Origin of the sequence: Aeromonas sp. s12 (genome assembly GCF_040907925.1) — a bacterium.
GTDB classification, from domain to species: domain Bacteria; phylum Pseudomonadota; class Gammaproteobacteria; order Enterobacterales; family Aeromonadaceae; genus Aeromonas; species Aeromonas veronii.
Map to the genome: position 1 here is coordinate 288,419 of NZ_JBFOCT010000014.1, position 20,258 is coordinate 308,676.

At 57.5% G+C, this 20,258-nt stretch carries 17 protein-coding genes; 12 read left to right on the forward strand and 5 right to left on the reverse strand.

Annotation, left to right across the window (positions count from 1 at the left end; translation table 11 throughout):
* The first annotated feature begins 1 nt into the window (after position 1).
* Positions 2-967, forward strand: coding sequence for an alpha-L-glutamate ligase-like protein (locus tag AB5Y67_RS08035; protein ID WP_005353164.1), 966 nt, complete (start codon positions 2-4; stop codon positions 965-967).
* A 279-nt stretch (positions 968-1,246) separates the two neighbouring features.
* On the opposite strand, the gene AB5Y67_RS08040 is transcribed toward AB5Y67_RS08035, so the two are convergent.
* Entirely contained in the window at positions 1,247-1,849 is a 603-nt protein-coding gene (locus AB5Y67_RS08040) for a peroxiredoxin C (RefSeq protein WP_005337701.1), read from the reverse strand.
* Between the two features lie 146 nt (positions 1,850-1,995).
* Here AB5Y67_RS08040 and AB5Y67_RS08045 point away from each other — a divergent pair, with 146 nt between their 5' ends.
* From AB5Y67_RS08045 to AB5Y67_RS08055, 3 genes are all read left to right on the forward strand, one after another.
* Complete coding sequence (locus AB5Y67_RS08045) at positions 1,996-2,904, forward strand: hydrogen peroxide-inducible genes activator (RefSeq protein WP_005337702.1); 909 nt, start codon at positions 1,996-1,998, stop codon at positions 2,902-2,904.
* A 194-nt stretch (positions 2,905-3,098) separates the two neighbouring features.
* Entirely contained in the window at positions 3,099-3,548 is a 450-nt protein-coding gene (locus tag AB5Y67_RS08050; RefSeq protein ID WP_005337703.1) for a C40 family peptidase, read from the forward strand.
* Positions 3,549-3,859: 311 nt separating this feature from the next.
* The gene (locus AB5Y67_RS08055) at positions 3,860-4,036 is read left to right on the forward strand and encodes a hypothetical protein (RefSeq protein ID WP_005337704.1); all 177 of its coding nucleotides are present in this window, start codon (positions 3,860-3,862) and stop codon (positions 4,034-4,036) included.
* 163 nt (positions 4,037-4,199) lie between these two features.
* Here the strand turns inward: AB5Y67_RS08055 and dsdC are convergent, their stop codons facing one another.
* The gene (dsdC, locus tag AB5Y67_RS08060) at positions 4,200-5,144 is read right to left on the reverse strand and encodes a DNA-binding transcriptional regulator DsdC (protein ID WP_199427228.1); all 945 of its coding nucleotides are present in this window, start codon (positions 5,142-5,144) and stop codon (positions 4,200-4,202) included.
* 222 nt (positions 5,145-5,366) lie between these two features.
* On the opposite strand from dsdC, the gene dsdX reads away from it, so the two are divergent.
* The 3 genes from dsdX to AB5Y67_RS08075 all read left to right on the forward strand — a co-directional run bounded on the left by dsdX (position 5,367) and on the right by AB5Y67_RS08075 (position 8,537).
* On the forward strand, positions 5,367-6,704 hold the full coding sequence (gene dsdX, locus AB5Y67_RS08065) for a D-serine transporter DsdX (protein WP_150389368.1): 1,338 nt from the start codon (positions 5,367-5,369) through the stop codon (positions 6,702-6,704).
* A 16-nt stretch (positions 6,705-6,720) separates the two neighbouring features.
* Positions 6,721-8,052: a D-serine ammonia-lyase gene (locus AB5Y67_RS08070; RefSeq protein WP_199427229.1), complete on the forward strand. Its 1,332-nt coding sequence runs from the start codon at positions 6,721-6,723 to the stop codon at positions 8,050-8,052.
* Between the two features lie 308 nt (positions 8,053-8,360).
* Positions 8,361-8,537, forward strand: a complete 177-nt coding sequence (locus tag AB5Y67_RS08075; protein ID WP_005337712.1) for a hypothetical protein — start codon at positions 8,361-8,363, stop codon at positions 8,535-8,537.
* Between the two features lie 71 nt (positions 8,538-8,608).
* Here AB5Y67_RS08075 and icd read toward each other — a convergent pair whose 3' ends face one another.
* Entirely contained in the window at positions 8,609-9,862 is a 1,254-nt protein-coding gene (gene icd, locus AB5Y67_RS08080) for an NADP-dependent isocitrate dehydrogenase (RefSeq protein WP_199427230.1), read from the reverse strand.
* Between the two features lie 156 nt (positions 9,863-10,018).
* Positions 10,019-10,894, reverse strand: coding sequence for an AraC family transcriptional regulator (locus tag AB5Y67_RS08085; protein WP_199427231.1), 876 nt, complete (start codon positions 10,892-10,894; stop codon positions 10,019-10,021).
* A gap of 129 nt (positions 10,895-11,023) precedes the next feature.
* Between AB5Y67_RS08085 and manA the strand changes: the two genes are divergently transcribed.
* The 5 genes from manA (at position 11,024) to AB5Y67_RS08110 (ending at position 19,531) form a co-directional block, all read left to right on the forward strand.
* Positions 11,024-12,223 (forward strand): mannose-6-phosphate isomerase, class I, encoded by a 1,200-nt coding sequence (gene manA / locus AB5Y67_RS08090; protein ID WP_199427232.1) that lies wholly within the window; start codon positions 11,024-11,026, stop codon positions 12,221-12,223.
* An 861-nt stretch (positions 12,224-13,084) separates the two neighbouring features.
* Positions 13,085-14,725: a methyl-accepting chemotaxis protein gene (locus tag AB5Y67_RS08095; protein ID WP_199427233.1), complete on the forward strand. Its 1,641-nt coding sequence runs from the start codon at positions 13,085-13,087 to the stop codon at positions 14,723-14,725.
* Positions 14,726-15,248: 523 nt separating this feature from the next.
* Positions 15,249-17,141, forward strand: coding sequence for a PTS fructose transporter subunit EIIC (locus AB5Y67_RS08100; protein WP_325793619.1), 1,893 nt, complete (start codon positions 15,249-15,251; stop codon positions 17,139-17,141).
* Positions 17,142-17,374: 233 nt separating this feature from the next.
* Entirely contained in the window at positions 17,375-18,127 is a 753-nt protein-coding gene (locus tag AB5Y67_RS08105; RefSeq protein ID WP_199427235.1) for a DNA/RNA non-specific endonuclease, read from the forward strand.
* Positions 18,128-18,427: 300 nt separating this feature from the next.
* Positions 18,428-19,531 (forward strand): YdcF family protein, encoded by a 1,104-nt coding sequence (locus AB5Y67_RS08110; RefSeq protein ID WP_199427236.1) that lies wholly within the window; start codon positions 18,428-18,430, stop codon positions 19,529-19,531.
* A gap of 82 nt (positions 19,532-19,613) precedes the next feature.
* Here the strand turns inward: AB5Y67_RS08110 and AB5Y67_RS08115 are convergent, their stop codons facing one another.
* Positions 19,614-19,988, reverse strand: a complete 375-nt coding sequence (locus AB5Y67_RS08115) for a DUF805 domain-containing protein (RefSeq protein WP_019446635.1) — start codon at positions 19,986-19,988, stop codon at positions 19,614-19,616.
* Positions 19,989-20,258 lie beyond the last annotated feature (270 nt).

Sequence of the window (20,258 nt, forward strand, 5' to 3'; positions counted from 1 at the left end):
GATGTGGTTCTGGGAAAAATACACCACCCCGTGGAGCCTGTCCCAATCAGGCATCCTCGGCATGAACAAGCGCAACCACTCCTACATCAGCCGCTACAATCCGCGCAGCCTCTATCCGCTGGTGGATGACAAGCTGCAGACCAAGCAAATTGCGCTGGATGCAGGGGTCACCGTGCCTGAGCTGATCGGTACCATTCGTGCCCAACACGATGTGGGTCGCATCACCGAACTGGTAAAAGATTGGCCGGGCTTCTGCATCAAGCCGGCCCGTGGCTCGGGCGGCAAGGGGATCCTGGTGATCCTGCGTCAGGAAGATGGCCTCTTCTACAAGCCCAACGGCAGCGCCTCTACCGGTCAGGATCTGGAGCGCCATGTCTCCAACATTCTGGCAGGGCTCTATTCGCTTGGCGGCAAGCCTGACGTGGCACTGGTGGAAGGCCTCATCAACTTTGATGATGTGTTCGATGGCTACTCCTTCGAAGGGGTACCCGATGCCCGGGTCATCATCTTCAAAGGGTTCCCGGTGATGGCGATGATGCGCCTCTCCACCGCCGCCTCCGATGGCAAGGCGAACCTGCACCAGGGCGCCGTGGGGGTGGGTCTGTGCCTGCGTACCGGTCGTGCCCTGCGGGCAGTGCAGTTTGGCAATCCGCTGCGCCACCATCCGGATACCGGCCTCGACCTCTATGAGCTCAAGGTGCCCCACTGGGATACCCTGCTCACCCTGGCCGCCTCCTGCTACGAGATGTCGGGTCTGGGCTATATCGGTACTGACATGGTGCTGGACAAGTTCCGCGGCCCCATGCTGCTGGAGCTCAACGCCCGTCCCGGTCTTGCCATCCAGATCGCCAACGGTCGCGGCCTGGTGCCCAATCTCAAGACCATCGAGAAGCTGGGACAGGTGAAGATGAACGTGGAGCAGCGGGTCAATTTCGCCAAGGATCACTTCGGGATCTTTGAGGAATAACACCTCCGCTTGTGAACTGAGCGCGCTTATGGCGCGCTTTTTTTATGGCTATTGTCTGTCGGCATATCCCCCCACCCAACCATACGGATCAGCACCTCATTTCGAAACAACGAGTACGCCAGCGAACGGCTGCTTGGAATAGCGATGGAACGATGGAACGATGGAACGATGGAACGATGGAACGAGAAGAGTGTGGCCACTATGTCAGAGGATGGATAAATCTCAGGTATAAAAAAACCGGCGCCAAGACGCCGGTTCTTCAAGGAGAGTACGACTCGATTACAGGGAGTCAGCATTCTCGGACAGGTACTTGGCAACGCCGTCCGGAGAGGCTTGCATACCTTTTTTGCCTTTTTCCCACTGAGCCGGGCACACTTCGCCGTGCTCTTCGTGGAATTGCAGGGCATCGACCATGCGCAGCATCTCGTCGATGTTGCGGCCCAGCGGCAGATCGTTGACAACCTGGTGACGAACGACACCGTTCTTGTCGATCAGGAAGGAGCCACGGAACGCCACACCGGCTTCCGGATGCTCAACGTCATAGGCTTTGCAGATTTCGTGTTTCACGTCGGCGATCAGCGGGTACTTGACCTGACCAATACCGCCATCTTCCACTTTGGTGTTGCGCCATGCGTTGTGGGAGAACTGGGAATCGATGGAAACACCGATCACTTCCACGCCACGCTTCTGGAACTCTTCATAACGGTGATCGAAGGCAATCAGCTCGGACGGGCAGACGAAGGTGAAATCGAGCGGGTAGAAGAAGACAACGGCAGCTTTGCCTTTAATGTGGGATGACAGGTTGAATGAATCAACGATCTCGCCATTACCCAGAACAGCTGCGGCGGTAAAATCGGGTGCGGGACGGCCTACCAATACCATATTCAATTCCTCTTTATGTGAAGTGAACAATCCGGTGAGGATTGGGCTACCTAGAGCCAAGTCCATCTAATTCAAGCGACAAACTATAGACCCGGTGGTAGATTAGTTAAATCAAATTAAATAGATAGCATTAATCGGGTTTTTCTATGCAACGTTGGCCCAGCCTCAAACAGCTGCAATATCTGGTCGCTCTTGATGAGCACAAGAACTTCAACCGCGCCGCCAAGGCCTGTCATGTCAGCCAGTCGACCCTGAGTACCGGGATCCAGACGCTGGAGGACATGATGAACCTGCAACTGGTGGAGCGGGACCACAAGAGCTTCATTATGACCCCGGTCGGCATGGAAATCGTCGAGCGCGCTCGCAATTTGCTCTCCGATGCACGGGATCTGATGGAGCTCGGGCAACATCAGGGCGGCGTGATGCAGGGGACGGTACGTCTGGGCTGCATTCCCACCATCGCCCCCTTCCTGCTGAGCAAGCTGCTGAAAGAGTGCAGCAAAACCTATCCTGACCTCGAATTGTTGCTGCGTGAAGACACCACCAGCAATCTGCTCAAGCAGCTGGAACAGGGTCAGCTCGACTTGCTGATCCTTGCCCTGCCCATCGAGATCGGTGGATTTCACTGCAAGACCGTCGGCCAAGATCCGTTCCACATGGTGATGCCCGCCAGCATGGCGGCCGGTCTGCATACCCCGTTCGACTACAAGGAGCTGCCCAACCAGAGCATCTTCCTGCTGGAGCGGGAGCACTGCCTCACCGAGCACGCAGTAAGCGCCTGCCGCCTGCGGGACAAGAGCAAGATCAACCCGTTCGCTGCAACCAGTCTGCACACCCTGGTGCAGATGGTGGAAGCGGGTCTTGGCACCACCTTCCTGCCGCAGATGGCCATCGATGCCGGCATTCTTGCCAACTCCGATCTGGTGGCCATCCCGCTGCCGGGAGAGACCTCCTATCGCGAGATTGGGCTGGTCTGGCGCCCTAGCACCACCCGGGTACAGACCTTCTACAAACTGGCCGAGCTGCTTAAACCGCTGATCAGCCACAACGAGTGACAACAAACGCCAGCCCTCGGGTTGGCGTTTTTCAGTTCCCCGCCACATTTTTCCTCTCGGAGACTAGGTCTGGAGCCAGATCCCTGTTTATGATGGAAAAGTTGTCGCGTGCCCTCCTGCCCCCAGAACGATTTGGCAGGATATAGCGTTCGATAAATGTCTCGTTTGGTAGACCCGTCCGTGGAGAGAGCCCGATGTATCGCAAGCTGCTGCTATCCCTGCTGACTCTGCTGCTGGCCGCCTGTTCCAGCACGCCGGAGCCGCCTCCGGCACCCCGGCAGAGCAGTGCCTTTGATGGCTTCTACCAACAATGGCGCGGTGTTCCCTACCGCATGGGCGGCGCCAGCCGCGCCGGGCTAGACTGCTCCGCCTTCACCCAGCTCGCCTACAGTCAGGTGCTGGGCTTCAACCTGCCAAGAACCACCGAATCTCAGGCCAGCATTGGCAAACCGGTGGATCGCTACCGGCTGCAACACGGGGATCTGGTCTTCTTCAAGACCGGCTGGCAGCAATACCATGTGGGGGTCTACACAGGTGCCGGCGAGTTTATTCACGCCTCCACCAGCAAGGGAGTGATCCGCTCCCGCCTCGACAACGTCTACTGGAACAGTCGCTACTGGCAGGCACGTCGGGTGACCCAGTAGCCGCTCAAACGCCTGCTTGCGGCACAAGTTGCGTGCCGATATTCTCCGTCAATCCCTGTCGCTATGTCGGGACACACAACCCACGCTTATAACTCAATTGGCCCCAAAGCCTGCATATCACACCATTTTGTGATAAGGTGGTGGCCAATTTTTAACACTTTCGCCTTTTTCTCATACGCTCTCTGTCCTGATTGACAACACGCGCGGCGATAACAAGCAACGCGCGGCGAAAGTGGAGTGTGGCGCGACACTGCCGGACGGGTGTCCCACAGCTGCAGTATCAAGGGTTAAATAGATAAGGAGATCGTGCAATGAAACAGTATCAAAGCTGGCTGGGGCAATACCTGATGAGTCGCCGTGACGGTGACCACGCCATGGCATGCGAGATGGCGAGTTCCATCTGCGAGTTCTGGCAGCAGCAGGGTGATGAAAACGAGCTGGACAAGTGGCAGCAGATTTACCAGAACCATCTGGAAAAGACCACCTGATCCCGACCGTCCCCTTGCTGCCAGCCATCAGGTGTTGGCAGCAAGGCCACTCGCTACCATCCGCTGACCCCTCTCCCCCTATTTTCCCGCTACGTTAAACCGCTACCTTCGTTAACTCGCGTTTTGCCGCCTGCATGTTGCTCTCTTGCGTACCAGCCTCTGCTCATTCCATCTCGGCAGCCATCCCCTGCGCCCAGTCGATAAAGGCCTGGATCTTGGGGCACGCCCGATTGGGCAGGGTCGCCATGTAATAACGCTGCTCGCACTTGACCTCCAGCCCGGGGAAAGGGGCCACCAGCTCGTTGCGCGCCAACCGCTTGCTCACCAGATTCTTGCGACCCATGGCGATACCGGCGTGATTCATGGCGGCGATGATGGCGAGATCCGAGCGATCAAAACCCATGCTCAGCTGGCATGCCTCGAGGCTGACCCCGGCGTGGCGAGCCCAGCAGCTCCACTCATCGGTATCCGAGTCAAATCCCCACGCCTGCCGATCATGGAGCAGACGACACAGGGACAAGTTGGCGGGATTGCCGACAAGCCCGTGCTGCTCGGCATATTCCGGGCTGCAAACCGGCAGCATGAACTCATCCATCAGCGGGTGGATGGCAAGCCGATCCGGGCTCTTCTCATCGAAATAGAGGGTCAAATCAATGCCATAACCGTGCAGGTTGATGTTCTCGTTGCCGGTGATGATATTGAGCTCGATCTGCGGATGCAGGCGGGAGAAATCAGCCAACCTGGGCACCAGCCAGCACTGGGCGATAGAGGGACGCGAATAGATGGTCAGGGTACCGGAGAGTTCCTGATTCTTGATCTCCAGGATCTCCTGATTGATGAACTCCAGCGAGGATTTGAGCGCCCAGAACACCCGCTGCCCATCCGCCGTCAGTACCACCTTGCGGTGAAAACGCTCAAAGAGCTTGAACCCCAGCTCCTCTTCCAGTGCGCTGATCCGGTGACTCACGGCACTGGGACTCAGCGACAATTCATCAGCTGCCATGGCAAAGGATCCGTGGCGGGCGGCCGCCTCGAAGGTGTGCAGCTTGGCCAGCTGGTAGCTGCTCAGCAGCTTGTTGCGCGATATGTAATTATCCCCGTTATACATTCATCCCCCTCTTCGCAATGGCCGCCGATCATACACCCACAGGCCACCTTCAGGATGAAACCAAAATACCCAAAGAGTGTAATTTCGATAAATTGTGACCAATGTAGCGCCTTTGAATCACCTCAGTTCACCCAAGTGGTCGATTTCATCATTTGTCAGCCCCGCCTCATTTTCATTCAATAGCGCATAAACAATCACACACAACAGATGTCGAGGCGCAGTATGAGTTCAGAGGTATGGGTCATCGCTACCTTGCTAAGTAGCATCGTTCTTATCGTGGTCACCATAGTGAAGGGCAAGGTGCATCCTTTCCTCGCCCTGCTGCTGGCGAGCTTCTATGTCGGCACCCTGATGGGGATGAACCCGGTCAACATGGTCAATGCCATGGAAGCGGGCATTGGCGGCACGCTAGGCTTTCTCGCCGCCGTCATCGGTCTTGGCACCATACTTGGCAAGATGATGGAGGTGTCAGGGGCAGCGGAGCGCATCGGTCTCGCCCTGCAGAGATGCCGCTGGCTCTCGCCTCAGGTCATCATGGTGCTGGTTGGTCTGGTGTGCGGTATCACCCTGTTTGTCGAAGTGGGGGTAGTGCTGCTGATCCCGCTCGCCTTCTCCATCGCCCGCAAGACCAGAACCTCGCTGCTGACCCTGGCCATTCCGCTCTGCACCGCCCTGATGGCCGTGCACTGCATAGTGCCGCCCCACCCGGCAGCCCTCTACGTCACCAATCAGCTGGGGGCTGACGTCGGCTCCGTCATTGTCTATGGCCTCGCGGTCGGCCTCTTTGCCTCGCTTATCGGCGGCCCGCTGTTCCTCAAACTGCTGGGCAACCGGCTCCCGTTCAAGGTGGTACCCGATGCCTTTGCCGACATCAAAGCGCGCGATGAGGCCACTCTCCCGACCTTAAGCGCCTCGCTCTTTACCGTGCTGCTGCCCATCCTGCTGATGCTGGCCAAGACGGTCGCCGAGTTCAATATGGAGCACGCCAGCCACCTCTACACCGTGCTGGAGTTTATCGGCAACCCCATCACCGCCATGTTTATCGCCGCCTTCACCGCCTACTACGTGCTGGGGATCCGCCAGCAGATGAAGATGGAAGGGCTGCTCAACAAGACCGAGGAGTGCTTCTCCTCCATCGCCAATATCCTGCTCATCATCGGAGCGGGCGGCGCCTTCAACGGCGTACTCAAGGCAAGTGGGCTGGGCGATAGTCTGGCCACTATCCTCTCCCAGCTGGATATGCACCCCATTCTGCTCGCCTGGCTGGTGGCCATCGTGCTGCACGCCGCCGTGGGCTCCGCTACCGTTGCCATGATGGGCGCCACCGCTATCGTCTCCCCCATCATGGTGCACTACCCGGATATCAGCCCGGAGATCATGACCCTGGCCATCGGCTCCGGCGCTATTGGCTGCACCATGGTGACCGATTCCCTGTTCTGGCTGGTCAAGCAGTATTGCGGCGCCACCCTGAACGAAACGCTCAAGTACTACACCACCGCCACCTTTGTTGCCTCCCTGATGGCGCTGGCCGGTACCTTCCTGCTCTCCTTTATCGTGTAACAAGACCGAGAACACTATGAAAAACATCGACGTCCAACAGCTCACAGCGCAATTTCCACTGGTGCAATCCCTGATCGCGCTTGAGCCAGTCACCTGGTTCAACCCCAACACCACCACTCTGGCTGCCGGTCTGCCCTATGTGGGGCTCGATAGCAGCAATGTGGCAGACGCATCCGCCCGCTTGGCCCGCTTTGCCCCCTACATGTGCGAGGCCTTCCCCGAGACCCGCACCAGCAACGGCATTCTGGAGTCCGAGATCGCCGCTATTCCGGCGATGCAGGCTACGCTCAACCAGCGCTACGGGGTCGAGGTCACCGGTCGACTGCTGCTGAAAAAAGACAGTCATCTGCCCATCTCAGGCTCCATCAAGGCGCGCGGCGGTATCTACGAGGTGCTGACTCACGCCGAACAGTTGGCGATCAAGGCTGGTCTGCTGCGGGAAGAGGATGACTACCGCAAACTGTTCAGCGACGAGTTTCGCCAGTTCTTCAGCCAGTACAGCATCGCAGTGGGATCCACCGGCAACCTTGGCATGTCCATCGGCATCATGAGCGCCAAACTGGGCTTTACCGTCACCGTCCACATGTCAGCCGATGCGCGGGAGTGGAAGAAGCGCAAGTTGCGTGAACACGGCGTCATCGTGGTCGAATATGCCGAAGATTACGGGGTGGCGGTGGAACAGGGGCGCAAAGAGGCAGAGCGCGATCCCAACTGCTTCTTTATCGACGACGAGAACTCCCGCACCCTGTTCCTCGGCTACTCGGTTGCGGGCGAGCGGGTGAAAGCGCAGTTCGACCAGATGGGTATCAAGGTGGATGCCGACCACCCGCTGTTTGTCTACCTCCCTTGCGGCGTGGGTGGCGGCCCGGGCGGCGTGGCCTTTGGTCTCAAGCTCGCGTTCGGGGATAACGTTCACTGCTTCTTCGCCGAGCCCACTCACTCCCCCTGTATGTTGCTGGGGGTCCACACCGGATTGCACGATGCCATTGCGGTGCAGGATCTGGGCATTGACAACCTCACCGCAGCCGACGGCCTCGCGGTAGGTCGCGCCTCCGGCTTCGTCGGCCGCGCCATGGAGCGGCTGCTGGCGGGCTTCTACACCCTGAGCGATCAGGAGATGTATGACCTGTTGGGACTGCTGGCGCGCGATGAGCAGATCACACTCGAACCTTCTGCTCTGGCGGGTATGGCTGGCCCGTGGCGGGTGGCAACCAATCCCGAGTGGCTCACCGGGCGCGGTTGCGATGCCGCAACCATGGCACAGGCCACCCATCTGGTGTGGGCCACCGGCGGTGGCATGGTGCCCGCCGAAGAGATGGCAAAGTACCTGGCCAGCGCCAAGATCTAGGCTGTTTTGCCACTTTTATCTGCAAATCAACCCGCCATCACGGCGGGTTTTCTGTTTTGGGAACAAGGGGATGGGGCAGTTCTGTCGCAATCCATGGCGACAATTTCCCCAAGTTGGTCAGTTTGTGCTAAAATGGCGCTCATTTTTTGACATCTCGCGTCACGTTCGCCGCCAGATGGCCCATCGGGCTCTCTGCCCGGGTCGTGACTTTGCACCATCATGCCTGATGATGTTCCCCCCAAGATGAGCCGACAGGCTTCCGTCAAGGTGGGCACCCTCAAGGGCACATGAGATAAGGAGATCGGGTAATGAAACAATATCAAAGCTGGCTGGGAGATTATCTGATGAGTCGACGTGACGGAGATCACGCGATGGCTTCGGAACTTGCCAACACCATCTGCGCCTTCTGGAAGGCCCAGGGTGATGAAGCAGAAACCAGCAAATGGCAGCAACGCTATCAGCAACACGTAGAGCAGGCGCAATAAGCCCCTGCACTCTTTCACGATAAAAAACCGGCGCACATGGCGCCGGTTTTGCGTTTCTGGCAAGCAGCAGATTACATCTGGTCGATCATGTCCTGAGCAAACTGGGAGCAGGAGCGCAGGGTGGCCCCTTCCATCAGACGCTCGAAGTCATAGGTGACGGTCTTGTTGCGGATCGCCGCTTCCATCCCCTTGATGATGAGATCGGCCGCTTCGACCCAACCCATGTGGCGCAGCATCATCTCGGCGGAGAGGATCAGGGAGCCCGGGTTGACCTTGTCCTGACCGGCATACTTCGGCGCAGTACCGTGGGTCGCTTCGAACAGGGCCACACCGTCACCGATGTTGGCACCCGGTGCAATACCGATACCGCCTACCTGAGCGGCCAGCGCGTCGGAGATGTAGTCGCCGTTGAGGTTCATACAGGCGATGACGTCATACTCGGCCGGGCGCAGCAGGATCTGCTGCAGGAAGGCGTCGGCGATGACATCCTTGATGACGATGGCCTTGCCGGTTTTCGGGTTCTTGAAGGAGCACCAGGGACCGCCGTCGATCAGCTGGGCACCATACTCGTTCTGAGCCAGAGCATAGCCCCAATCCTTGAAGGCACCTTCGGTGAACTTCATGATGTTGCCCTTGTGCACCAGAGTCACGGAGTCGCGATCGTTGTCGATGGCATACTCGATGGCGGCACGCACCAGACGCTCGGTACCGGCTTTGGACATCGGCTTGATGCCGATACCACAGGACTCGGGGAAGCGAATTTTCTTCACGCCCATCTCGTTTTGCAGGAAGGCGATCACCTTGTTTGCTTCGGCACTGTCGGCCTTCCACTCGATGCCGGCGTAGATGTCTTCGGCGTTTTCGCGGAAGATCACCATGTCGGTCAGATCAGGACGTTTCACCGGGCTCGGGGTGCCGTCGTAGTAACGCACCGGGCGCAGGCAGATGTAGAGATCCAGCTCCTGACGCAGGGCCACGTTGAGGGAGCGGATACCGCCACCGACCGGCGTGGTCAGCGGGCCCTTGATGGCCACGCAATATTCACGAATGAAATCCAGGGTTTCGGCCGGCAGCCAGGCACCTTCGCCATAGACATGAGTCGATTTCTCGCCGGTATAGATCTCCATCCAGGCGATCTTGCGCTCGCCCTTGTAGGCTTTCTCGACCGCAGCATTCACCACATTCAACATGGCCGGGGTTACGTCAACACCGATGCCATCCCCTTCAATAAACGGAATGATCGGATGGTTGGGAACCTGCAGCTTGCCGTTGGCATCGACTGTGATTTTCTGACCCTGGGTCGGGATTACTACTTTGCTTTCCATCGGCATCTCCTAACTTCCGTTTGTTATCAACTTGTTTGTTGCGCGCGGCCATCTTAGCCCATTCATTTTCATAAGAAAACGACAAGAAAGCATGTCAGACCAAAGAGGTAGCCACCCGCAAGTGCGCCGTCACCACGCCTTCCCGACCCAGCCCCGTTATCCCTCCAGCTCGCTGGCCGCAGCCTGCGGCTGACTCAGGGAGCGGTACTGGGAAGGGGTCAAGCCGGTCTTCTGTTTGAACACCCGGCAGAAGTAGTTCACGTCACTGTAACCGCAGCGACTGGCCACCTCTTCAAGACGAAAGCGGTACTTTTTCAGCATGAATTTGGCCCGATCGATCCGCACCCAGCTGATGTAATCGGCAAGGCGCATATGACCCTGCTCGCGGAACAGGTGGGAGAGATGGCTGGCTGAAACGTTGAAGCGATGGGCGATGGAGTCACGGGTGATGGAGCGGTGAAAGTTCTCCTGGATATAGATGCAGATCCCGTGAAAGAGCTCTGCCCCCCGTGGCCGATCCGTGGCGGACTCCAGCAACAGCTGACGGGCACTCGCCAGCAGAGCCTGCAGCAGGTGATCATCGGTGGGGGAGCGACCGGGATCCTCGGTCAGTACGTTCAGCGCCGCCAAAATGTGTTCGATCACATGGCCCGCCCGCGCCATGATGCTGTGCTTTTGCACATCGAAAAAGTCCGGATCTTCACGGCGCTTGCTCACCAGACTGAACCCCAGCTGGCGTTTGCCAAACAGCAGGCTCAGCACCGAGCAGTCGGTGGTCCAGAGCGGCTTGTTCCAGCCGTTGGGGGGAATGTAGAGCGCCTGTCCCGGCAATACGCTGATCTCCCGGATCCCCTCCTCCCTGTCCCAGATCTGGTTGAGATACTCGCCGCTGAACACCAGTTCGAGGCGGGGAAAGTTGACCTGATAGCTGAAACTGGGTGGTACCCCCTGTTCACTGGCAAACCAGATTTGGTCAAATGGAACCTGTTCGCTCAGGGCTCCGTCGAGCAGTTGGCTGAAGATGAGAGACATGGTGATCCTGATCAAGAGAGAGGCAAGCGGTTGCGGCGCGCGCGACCGCCCATGTTATAGTCCGGTCCACAGCAGTAATGCCACCCTTTTCTGCACCCGATTTTCTTCAAACTAGACGAGGCGTCCCTTATGAGCAGTAGCGATCTGCCCTCCTTTCTGTTGATGCAAAACCCGATTCAAGGCTATGACTGGGGCAGTCATGACTCCCTCACCACCCTGTTTGGCATTCCCAACCCGCAAGGCAAACCCCAGGCCGAGCTCTGGATGGGCGCCCATCCCAACGGCTGCTCCGAGGTGACGCTGGCGGGCAGTGTGCAAAAGCTCTCTTCGGTGATCGACAGGGCTCCGGCCGCCGCGCTGGGTGAGGCCACCCTCGCCCGTTTTGGCAGCCTGCCGTTCCTGTTCAAGGTGTTGTGTGCCGAGAAGGCTCTCTCCATTCAGGTGCACCCGAGCAAGGCTCAGGCTGAAGCGGGCTTTGCCAAAGAGGAGGCCGCAGGCATCGATATCAAGGCGAGCAATCGCAACTACAAGGACCCGAACCACAAGCCCGAGCTGGTCTTTGCCCTCACCCCTTATCAGGCGATGAACGGCTTTCGCGCCATTCCCGCCATTCTGGCACTGTTCGAGCGGGTCAATCTGGCGGCCATCGCCGATCTGACCGCTGCCCTTGCCGCCAGCCAGAATGAAGCGGGCCTGCAGCACTTCTTCCACCAGCTGCTGGTACTGGAAGGGGCGCGCAAGGACGAGGCGCTGGCAGGGCTGCTAACCTATGCCGCCGCCCATCAGGATGAGGAGACGTTTGCCCTCATCACCAGTCTGGCGGCCCAGTACCCGGGAGATGTGGGCCTCTTCTCGCCGCTGCTGCTCAACGTGGTGACCCTCAAACCTGGTCAGGCGATGTTCCTCGATGCCTGCACCCCGCACGCCTATGTGCGCGGCACCGGCCTCGAGATCATGGCCAACTCCGACAACGTGCTGCGCGCCGGTCTCACCCCCAAATACATCGATGTGGCAGAGCTCTTGGACTGCACGCGCTGCCAGGCCAAACCGGATGACCAGATCCTGCTGGCCCCCCGCTGTGATGGTGCGGTACAGCACTTCGACGTGCCGGTACCTGACTTCACTTTCAGCGTCTACCCGGCTGGCGAGCATCAGCTCACCACTGCCAGCGCCGAGATCCTGTTTGCCATCGATGACACAGTGACCCTCAAGCAAGGCGAACAGTCACTTCGTCTGGAAAAGGGGCAATCTGCCTTTATTCCTGCAGCGACTGGCAGTTATCAACTGCTGGCCGAAGGACGGGTCGCCCGCGCCGGCAACCGCTGCTAATCAGCATAAGAGCCGACTCTCGTTGGAGGGGGAATATGCCTCCCCCTCCCAACAGAGCAATATGGCCTACCAATCAAGTCAGTCTGTATCTCTACAACTCTCTTATTCCTACCTTCCTTCAGGCATCTCGCTCTGAAGCCCATCCCTGACTGCATCCTGCCCACAACCAGCTCCACAGGTTTGTCGCCTGAGCTTGGCGCTACCCTGATGCAGATGACTTGGTTTGCTGAAACGAAGAAAATTCCAGCCTGCACAAGCAACGGCGACACTCTGAGTATCCGGCTAAAATGGAGGAAATAAAAATAACAACTCTACCCTCTAATATTTTCACCACCTGATGAAAACTAAAACAGCGCATAGATGCATTATCATTAAACCTTCCCCAGCCATCATCATTTGGTCTGTAAACATTTAGCACACGTAGTCATACAGAGCCATTGGTAATAAAAACGAAAGGAGTCTCTTTTGATTTTTCGAGATGCAGCCCTATTTTTTAGTCGTTCTATAATTTAATTCCAAGCAGACCATTCGATCTCTGTCGAAAACAACAACTTAAGAAAAACCATAACATTTTGATATGTAACACATTTTACTTTACACCACACCTTCAGTTGACGTAATCCGTAAAAAAGCCAGGCCGCATGGACTGACAATTCAATCAATTTAAAAGCAGGGTAATGAGAGATTTGATATTTATTTTTTGATATGCCAACCAAACCTCATTGCAGTAAAGAAATAGACCTTAAATACCCTCTGTGATTAAGATCTCTTTTATTTGATTTATTTTTAAGGTATCACATCTATTCGCCGATATAAATTTCACACAAAGATCCGCTGACAAAAATAGATAAACGAGGATATATGCTGACAAAAATGACAATTGGGCAAAAGCTGACCATGGCGTTTACCACTCTCGCAATGCTGATGCTGGGTTTTGCCTGGTTTGCCACTTTACAACTCTCCAATATTTACCGTGACGCCAGTGAGGTCAGCGACAATATCGTGCCCTCCATCCGGGCATCCAGCCAGATGCATGTGTCCTTGCTGGACGCGCGCCGTGCCGAACTGAACATGGTGATAGATGCACTGGGCAAGGATCCCGACTCCCTCAACAGCAGCACACAGTCTTTCGAAGCAGCAAAGAGTCAGTACATGGCCGCCGAGCAACGGTATGGATCGATGCCTTTTGTGTCGGAGCGAGATCGCAACATGTTTGCAGAGCTGAAAACTGCAGCAGCCAAATATTTTTCAGCCCATGGTGACTTGGAAACAGCCATACGGCAGGGAGATATTGCCAAGGTGCAGTCGCTGATCAAAAACGAATCCCGCGCAGCCCTTGAGCAGGCCGGACAGGATGGTCTGGAGCTGCGCAAGGAGAACGATCGGGTCGCCAACCTGCTGACCAAGCAGAGTGAGGCCTCCTATGAACGGGCAAAACTGCTGAGCACTACAGTCGGTGCGCTAACCTTGCTGTTCGTCGTTATTGTGGCCTGGCTGCTGATCCGGCAGATCCGCAATCCTGTGATGACCCTGCTGGAGCAGACCCGCCAGGTGGCGGCAGGCAACCTCACCAGCCAACTCGACATGAAGCAATTCTCCCATGACGAACTGGGTAAGCTGGCTCAAGGGTTCAACGAGATGCAATCCAATCTGCGTATGCTGGTCAACGAGGTCTCCGGCTCGGTAGTGCAGTTGGGCGCGGCCGCCGAAGAGATCAGCGCGGTGGCACAGCAATCGGCCAACAACATGGGCGCCCAGCAACATGAGCTCAATCAGCTGGCCACAGCCATGAACGAGATGCAAGCCACGGTACAGGAGGTGGCCCGCAACACCAACGACGCCGCCAGCGCAGCAACGTCGGCCAGCGACACAGCCGCACAAGGCAGCGAGACCGTCAATGACTCAATCGGCAGGATTGAAAAGGTGGCTACCGCCATCGAAGAGACTGCTCTGGTGATCCGCCAGCTGGGTGATGACAGCCGAAATATCGGCATGGTGCTTGAAGTCATTCAGGGGATTGCCGAGCAAACCAACCTGCTGGCACTGAATGCGGCAATCGAGGCAGCCCGAGCCGGTGAACAAGGTCGTGGTTTCGCCGTGGTAGCAGATGAAGTCCGCACTCTGGCCAAACGAACCCAAGACTCCACTTCCCAGATCAACCACATCATCTCCGAACTGCAGCAGCGTGCTAACGAAGCGGGCGTCACCATGCAACAGAGTCAGGATATGATGTCCGAGACGGTCCACACAGCTCGTGAAGCGGGAGCCTCTATTGCCGAAATAAGCAGCTCGGTTAACAGTATCTCCCACATGAATATTCAGATTGCCACCGCAACTGAAGAGCAAGGCGCGGTAAGCGAGGAGCTCAATCGCAATGTAGTCAACATCAGCAATGCCTCGGAAGAAGTGGCGACCGGCGCCAAACAAATGGCTCAGGCTTGCAACGACCTCAACCTGTTGGCAACACAACTGCAGGAGGTTGTACGCAAGTTTCGGACATAACGCCCGATTCTCCTCCCCTCATTAATCAGCTCAATAAGGCTGAAGCACTAAACAGCCCGCCATCCATAAAAGTGGCGGGCTTTGTTAAATAAGGGCTCATACAAAACCCGAAGACACCAATGCTGCACATAACAAGTGATCAGTAGATGGATTGACTCACATCAAGAGCAGCCCTCCCTCTTTCTGATTGTTCTCTCAACGCGTTTTGCCAGCACCTTCACATTTTCCGCCCTCAAAGCAGCACACAAATCTCCATACCACCGAAGGCGAAACTTTTTCGTTGCACTCATGCAAGTAGCAAGATGCATTCGCAACCAATTGTTTTTATTTAAAAAAATAAAAAATCAGGTATAGATTGGCTTTCATAATGATATGCGAGCTGGGTCACATGACGACTTGCACAGCACAAAAATCCAGTAAACGGCACATTTGTCCGATTTCGACACAGCGCCAACGGGAGAACAATATCCAGGTCAATTGTTCCCCCCATCATGCGGCTCGGCAACGGAGCCAGGAGTGTAATATGTTACCCACCATGACCAACGGCAGACTCATCTGCCTGGAGTTGAAGGCCACCAGCAAGGAGGCCCTGTTCGACGAGATGGCACAGATGCTGGCGCGCGATGGCGCCGTGTCTGATCAACAGCAATTCATCAAGGATATCTGGGCCCGCGAGCTGCTGGACTGCACCGGCTTCGAGCAGGGTGTGGCCCTGCCCCACGCCAAGAGCAAGGCGGTCAGTCGTCCGGCCATTGCCATCGGTGTCAGCCGTCAGGGTATCGAGTACGGTGCCGAAGATGGCAAACCGACCCAGCTGATCTTCATGATCGCCTCCCCGGATGGTGGTGCCAATCACCACATCGAAGTGCTGGCCGAGCTCTCTACCCGTCTGCTGGAGCCGGGCTTTATCGAGCAGATGAAAGCGGCCACTACCGTTGAGCAAGCCCTGACCCTGCTCAAACAGGGCCCGAAAATGGAAAAACCGGCGCCAGCCGCCAAACCGGCAGCCACTGCCCCGGCGGCCCCCGAAGAGCGCACCTTCAAGGATCGCCTCAACACCATGAAGCAGCACCTGCTGTTTGGTACCTCCCACATGATCCCCTTCATCGTGGCAGGCGGTGTGCTGCTGTCACTGTCGGTGATGATGAGCGGCAAGGGCGCCGTGCCGGAAGCGGGCTTCCTTAAAGACATGGCGACCATGGGTATCGCCGGTCTGACCCTGTTTACCGCTGTACTGGGTGGCTACATCGCCTACTCGCTGGCTGACAAGCCGGGCCTGGCCCCGGGCATGATCGGCTCCTGGATTGCCGTTCAGCACTATCAAACCGGTTTCCTCGGCGCCATTCTGGTGGGCTTTATCGCAGGTTTCGTGGTCAATCAGCTCAAACGGATCAAGCTGCCTGACTCCATGACCTCCCTTGGTTCGATCTTCATCTATCCGCTGATCGGTACCTTCCTTGTGTGTGGCATCGTGATGTGGGGGATCGGTGCCCCGATCGCCGCCATGATGGAAGGGATGAACCACTGGCTCTCCAGCATGGCGGGCTCAGGTAAAGTGATGCTGGGTGCCATTCTGGGTGGTATGACTGCCTTTGACATGGGTGGCCCGGTCAACAAGGTTGCGACCCTGTTTGCCCAGACTCAGGTCAACACCCAGCCCTGGCTGATGGGCGGCGTCGGTATCGCCATCTGTGTACCGCCGCTGGGTATGGCGCTGGCGACCTTCATGTCTCCGAAGCGTTACAAGAAAGAGGAGCGTGAATCCGGTAAAGCGGCCGCCATCATGGGCATGATCGGTATCAGTGAAGGTGCCATCCCGTTTGCCGCCGCTGACCCCATGCGCGTTATCCCGGCCATCGTCGCAGGCGGTATCGTCGGCAACATCACCGGCTTTATGATGCACAGCATCAACCACGCCCCCTGGGGTGGCTGGATTGTCCTGCCGGTTGTTGAAGGCAAGATGGGCTACATCCTGGGTACCATCCTCGGCGCCCTGACCACCGCCATCATCGTCAACCTGCTGAAAAAGCCGGTGAGCGAAGAAGATGACGTGACCACCACCCAAACCAGCTTCGAGATCATTGAAGCGGAAGGAGAAGCAGACGTACTTGCCATCACAGCCTGCCCGTCTGGCGTTGCCCACACCTTCCTCGCTGCCAAGAGCCTGCAGAAGGCCGCCGCCAAGCAGGGGATCAAGATCAAGGTCGAGACCCAGGGCGCCAACGGCATCATCAACCGCATCACCGCCAAGGATGTCGCCAACGCCCGCTGCGTCATCTTCGCCCACGACGTGGCTATCAAGAACCGCGAGCGCTTCACCAATATCGAGGTCATCGATGTGAAGACCAAGGAGGCGATTCACAATCCGGAAGCACTGTTGGCCCGCACGCTGGGCAACAAGGCAAACGCCGCCTGATAGCAGTCAGACAGCTCATCACAAGGGGCCCATCGCGGGCCCCTTTTCGTTGTCTGCCGAGCAACCGCATATCATCCCACCGACCAAGCCACTGATTTAAAACATATTAACCAGTCACATCACGGATCTTGGCGAGCCGTCACAGAACTGTGACGTGTAAAAAAACAGCAATTGAAGCGCTGGTCAGATCTCATGTCAAATGGCTCCGCCTACTAAACTGGAGCATCACAAAAATGATAAAAATCAATAAATTGGTTCTGGCTGTTACCCTCACCCTCACTGCCCCCCCCTTGCTGGCGGCTCACTGGACGTGTGGCGACCACGTACGCTTTGGCCTGCCCTCCGAATCGGATCAGAAGCTCTGCCGTGAAGGGTATGCGGTCGGCTACAACTACGACTACAAGGTGGCGGACTGGGTCTCCTACCGGATGACCGCCCAAAGCGCACAGGGCACAGTGCCGCGCAAGGATGCCTTCGCCGAGGACAGGGAGATCCCGGTTGCCTACCGCGCCACCCTCTCCGACTACAAGGGCTCGGGCTACGACCGTGGCCATCAGGCCCCGGCGGGGGACATGAAATCGAACAAGAACACCATGAAAGAGAGCTTCCTGCTGAGCAACATGACACCGCAGATCGGGGTGCTCAACCAGAAGGCGTGGCGCGTGCTGGAGGACAAGGTGAACAAGTGGGCGGTCTCCCGCAAGGATGTGCAGGTGATCACCGGCCCCATCTTTACCGGCTCTGAAGAGTCCATCGGTCAGGGTGTGGCGATCCCGAGCGCCTACTACAAGATCGTGATGGACCCGGCCAGACTGCAGGCCATCGCCTTTATAATGCCGCAAGAAGAGGTGCCCATCAGCCAGATCGCCGACTACCGAGTCTCGGTGCGCGAGGTGGAGGAGCAGACCCAACTCAACTTCTTCAGCGATATGCCCGAAGAGCAGCAAGAGACGCTGGAAGCCCGCATCTCCCCGATGTGGAACTGACCGCGAACACTCGCCAACAGATGGATTGACACACCATCTGTCTTGCATCACAACAGAGGGAGGGGGAGTCACGCTCCCCCTGTCCCTTTCAGATGGCTGCTGACCCGTTGCGGCCACTTTTGCGGCCACAGGTGTGGCATCACCCGACGACTCGCCCCGACTCACAGTTTACCGCACCGTTAGCTGCTATATTGCCCTCTCTTTGGCACTAACAGACTGAATTGACGCACATTTGCCTTATCCCATCGGCCCACAAGCCGCTGCGCCACGGCGCGATTCAGCCCGACAGAGGACCTTTTGATGAAACAGACCCTTCTTGCCCTCACCCTCGGCGGCCTGCTGGCGCTCTCGCCCCTCGCCCTGCAAGCGGCCGAGAGCTCGATGCAAATAGAGCACGACCTCAATACCCTGGTCAGCAAACGCCAGGCGGTGGACATGTTGCTCGGCGAAGCGCTGCAGATCTACAAGTCGCCAGCCAAAATCTCCCACGCCGGTTTTACCGCCAAGATGCCGAGCAATATGGAGCTGGTGACCGAGCGGCTGCTGGCCGCCTACCAGCTTGAACCCTACCGCACCGACCTGCTCATTTCGGCGGCCAACGCCCAGATCTACAACGGCAACCTGAGCCGCGCCATCACCTTGCTGGAGCAGGCGCAGGCCGTCGCCCCCGATGATCTCGACATCAACAGCTATCTCGCCATCTGGCAGCTGGTGAAGGGTAACAAGGAGGCTTCCCGCAGCTATCTGGCGAAAGTGGCGGATCGCAACAGTGGCCGCGCCGCGGATCTGGAGGAGATCATCGCCCGGGTGCAGCGGATCACCGCCGCCCCGCTGCAGACCGAACTGACCGAGGATCAGGTCAAGGCCACCAAGGAGGGAAAACGCGCCATCGTCACCCTGGGCTACGCCCTCAATCCCGACGGCAGCATGGACAAGATCCTGCTGGGCCGTCTGCAAACCACTCTGGCGCTGGCCAAAGCCGACCCGGAAGCGCTGATCATCCTGACCGGCGGTGTGCCCCAGAACCGCCAGACCGAGGGCAAGCTGATGGCCGACTGGCTGGCCAACCATGGCATCGACCGCAGCCGCCTGATTGAAGAGAACTACGCCACCAGCACGGTGGATAACGCCCTCTACAGCGCCTATGCCCTCGCCCGCCACCAGATTGACTATGCGGTGCTGGTAAGCTCCGCCAGCCATGTACGTCGCGGCCAGACGGTGCTGGAAATCGCCTGCGACCAGATTGGTCCGGCCAACATCAAGGTGGCGAGCGTCAGCTACCCCGACAAGCCCCTCGAGGAGCTGGCCACCCCGAGCGAGAGCGAGCTGCTCGGCATCTACCGCGACGCCCTGCGCACCTACGGCATGTGGAGCTACCGCTCCGCCCCGCTGATCGAGCGTTGATCGGCCATCAACACGAAAAAGAGAGGGAGGCATCACGCCTCCCTCTCTTTTTATTGACCGATGATTGGCCAAGCCGCGCCCGTTAGCTGACGATAAAGCCCTGTGAGGGGGCCGCTTTGGGATCGTCACCGAAGCGGTTTGGCCCCTGCTGACCGTTGCAAACCATAAAGTAGATAAGCACCAGGGTACCGATAATGGGGATAAGCCCGAGCAGCAGCCACCAAGCGCTGCGGTCGGTATCGTGCAGGCGACGGGCCGCCACCGCCAGCGAGGGCAGCAGCACCGCCAGCGAATAGATGGAGCTGATCAGCTCCTTGTCGCCGCCGATCAGCTTGTCCACCATGCCCAGCAGCAGCATAACGATGACGTTGCACAGCACGAACATCCAGTATTCGGTGCGACGGGCCCGCCCGCTGAATACCGCATATTGCTTGAGGACCGAGATATACCAGTTCATTACGCCTCCTGAGTGGCCTTTATGCCTATGAATAAAAAGAGAGTCGATAAAACAAGTAGTTAAGAGCTTAGCGCGATCATCCCCCCGAGTCGACAATGATGCCCTAACGCCTCCCAAACTAATCAGCTGCGGCAATCATTGACCGACCGAGCCGGAAGATAATTTGCCCTGCAACAGGGAAAATCACCCCCATCAGCGCATCACTCTCGTCACAAGCAGGAAAATGGTGCTTAATAATCCATTAGCAATCGTATGGACTCAGCGTGAGGA

What these genes read in the sequence shown, in the direction of transcription:
- AB5Y67_RS08035 (WP_005353164.1), top strand. Translation starts at nt 2, where the DNA reads ATGTGGTTCTGGGAAAAATACACCACCCCGTGGAGCCTGTCCCAATCA.
- AB5Y67_RS08040 (WP_005337701.1), bottom strand. Translation starts at nt 1,849, where the DNA reads ATGGTATTGGTAGGCCGTCCCGCACCCGATTTTACCGCCGCAGCTGTT.
- AB5Y67_RS08045 (WP_005337702.1), top strand. Translation starts at nt 1,996, where the DNA reads ATGCAACGTTGGCCCAGCCTCAAACAGCTGCAATATCTGGTCGCTCTT.
- AB5Y67_RS08050 (WP_005337703.1), top strand. Translation starts at nt 3,099, where the DNA reads ATGTATCGCAAGCTGCTGCTATCCCTGCTGACTCTGCTGCTGGCCGCC.
- AB5Y67_RS08055 (WP_005337704.1), top strand. Translation starts at nt 3,860, where the DNA reads ATGAAACAGTATCAAAGCTGGCTGGGGCAATACCTGATGAGTCGCCGT.
- dsdC (WP_199427228.1), bottom strand. Translation starts at nt 5,144, where the DNA reads ATGTATAACGGGGATAATTACATATCGCGCAACAAGCTGCTGAGCAGC.
- dsdX (WP_150389368.1), top strand. Translation starts at nt 5,367, where the DNA reads ATGAGTTCAGAGGTATGGGTCATCGCTACCTTGCTAAGTAGCATCGTT.
- AB5Y67_RS08070 (WP_199427229.1), top strand. Translation starts at nt 6,721, where the DNA reads ATGAAAAACATCGACGTCCAACAGCTCACAGCGCAATTTCCACTGGTG.
- AB5Y67_RS08075 (WP_005337712.1), top strand. Translation starts at nt 8,361, where the DNA reads ATGAAACAATATCAAAGCTGGCTGGGAGATTATCTGATGAGTCGACGT.
- icd (WP_199427230.1), bottom strand. Translation starts at nt 9,862, where the DNA reads ATGGAAAGCAAAGTAGTAATCCCGACCCAGGGTCAGAAAATCACAGTC.
- AB5Y67_RS08085 (WP_199427231.1), bottom strand. Translation starts at nt 10,894, where the DNA reads ATGTCTCTCATCTTCAGCCAACTGCTCGACGGAGCCCTGAGCGAACAG.
- manA (WP_199427232.1), top strand. Translation starts at nt 11,024, where the DNA reads ATGAGCAGTAGCGATCTGCCCTCCTTTCTGTTGATGCAAAACCCGATT.
- AB5Y67_RS08095 (WP_199427233.1), top strand. Translation starts at nt 13,085, where the DNA reads ATGCTGACAAAAATGACAATTGGGCAAAAGCTGACCATGGCGTTTACC.
- AB5Y67_RS08100 (WP_325793619.1), top strand. Translation starts at nt 15,249, where the DNA reads ATGTTACCCACCATGACCAACGGCAGACTCATCTGCCTGGAGTTGAAG.
- AB5Y67_RS08105 (WP_199427235.1), top strand. Translation starts at nt 17,375, where the DNA reads ATGATAAAAATCAATAAATTGGTTCTGGCTGTTACCCTCACCCTCACT.
- AB5Y67_RS08110 (WP_199427236.1), top strand. Translation starts at nt 18,428, where the DNA reads ATGAAACAGACCCTTCTTGCCCTCACCCTCGGCGGCCTGCTGGCGCTC.
- AB5Y67_RS08115 (WP_019446635.1), bottom strand. Translation starts at nt 19,988, where the DNA reads ATGAACTGGTATATCTCGGTCCTCAAGCAATATGCGGTATTCAGCGGG.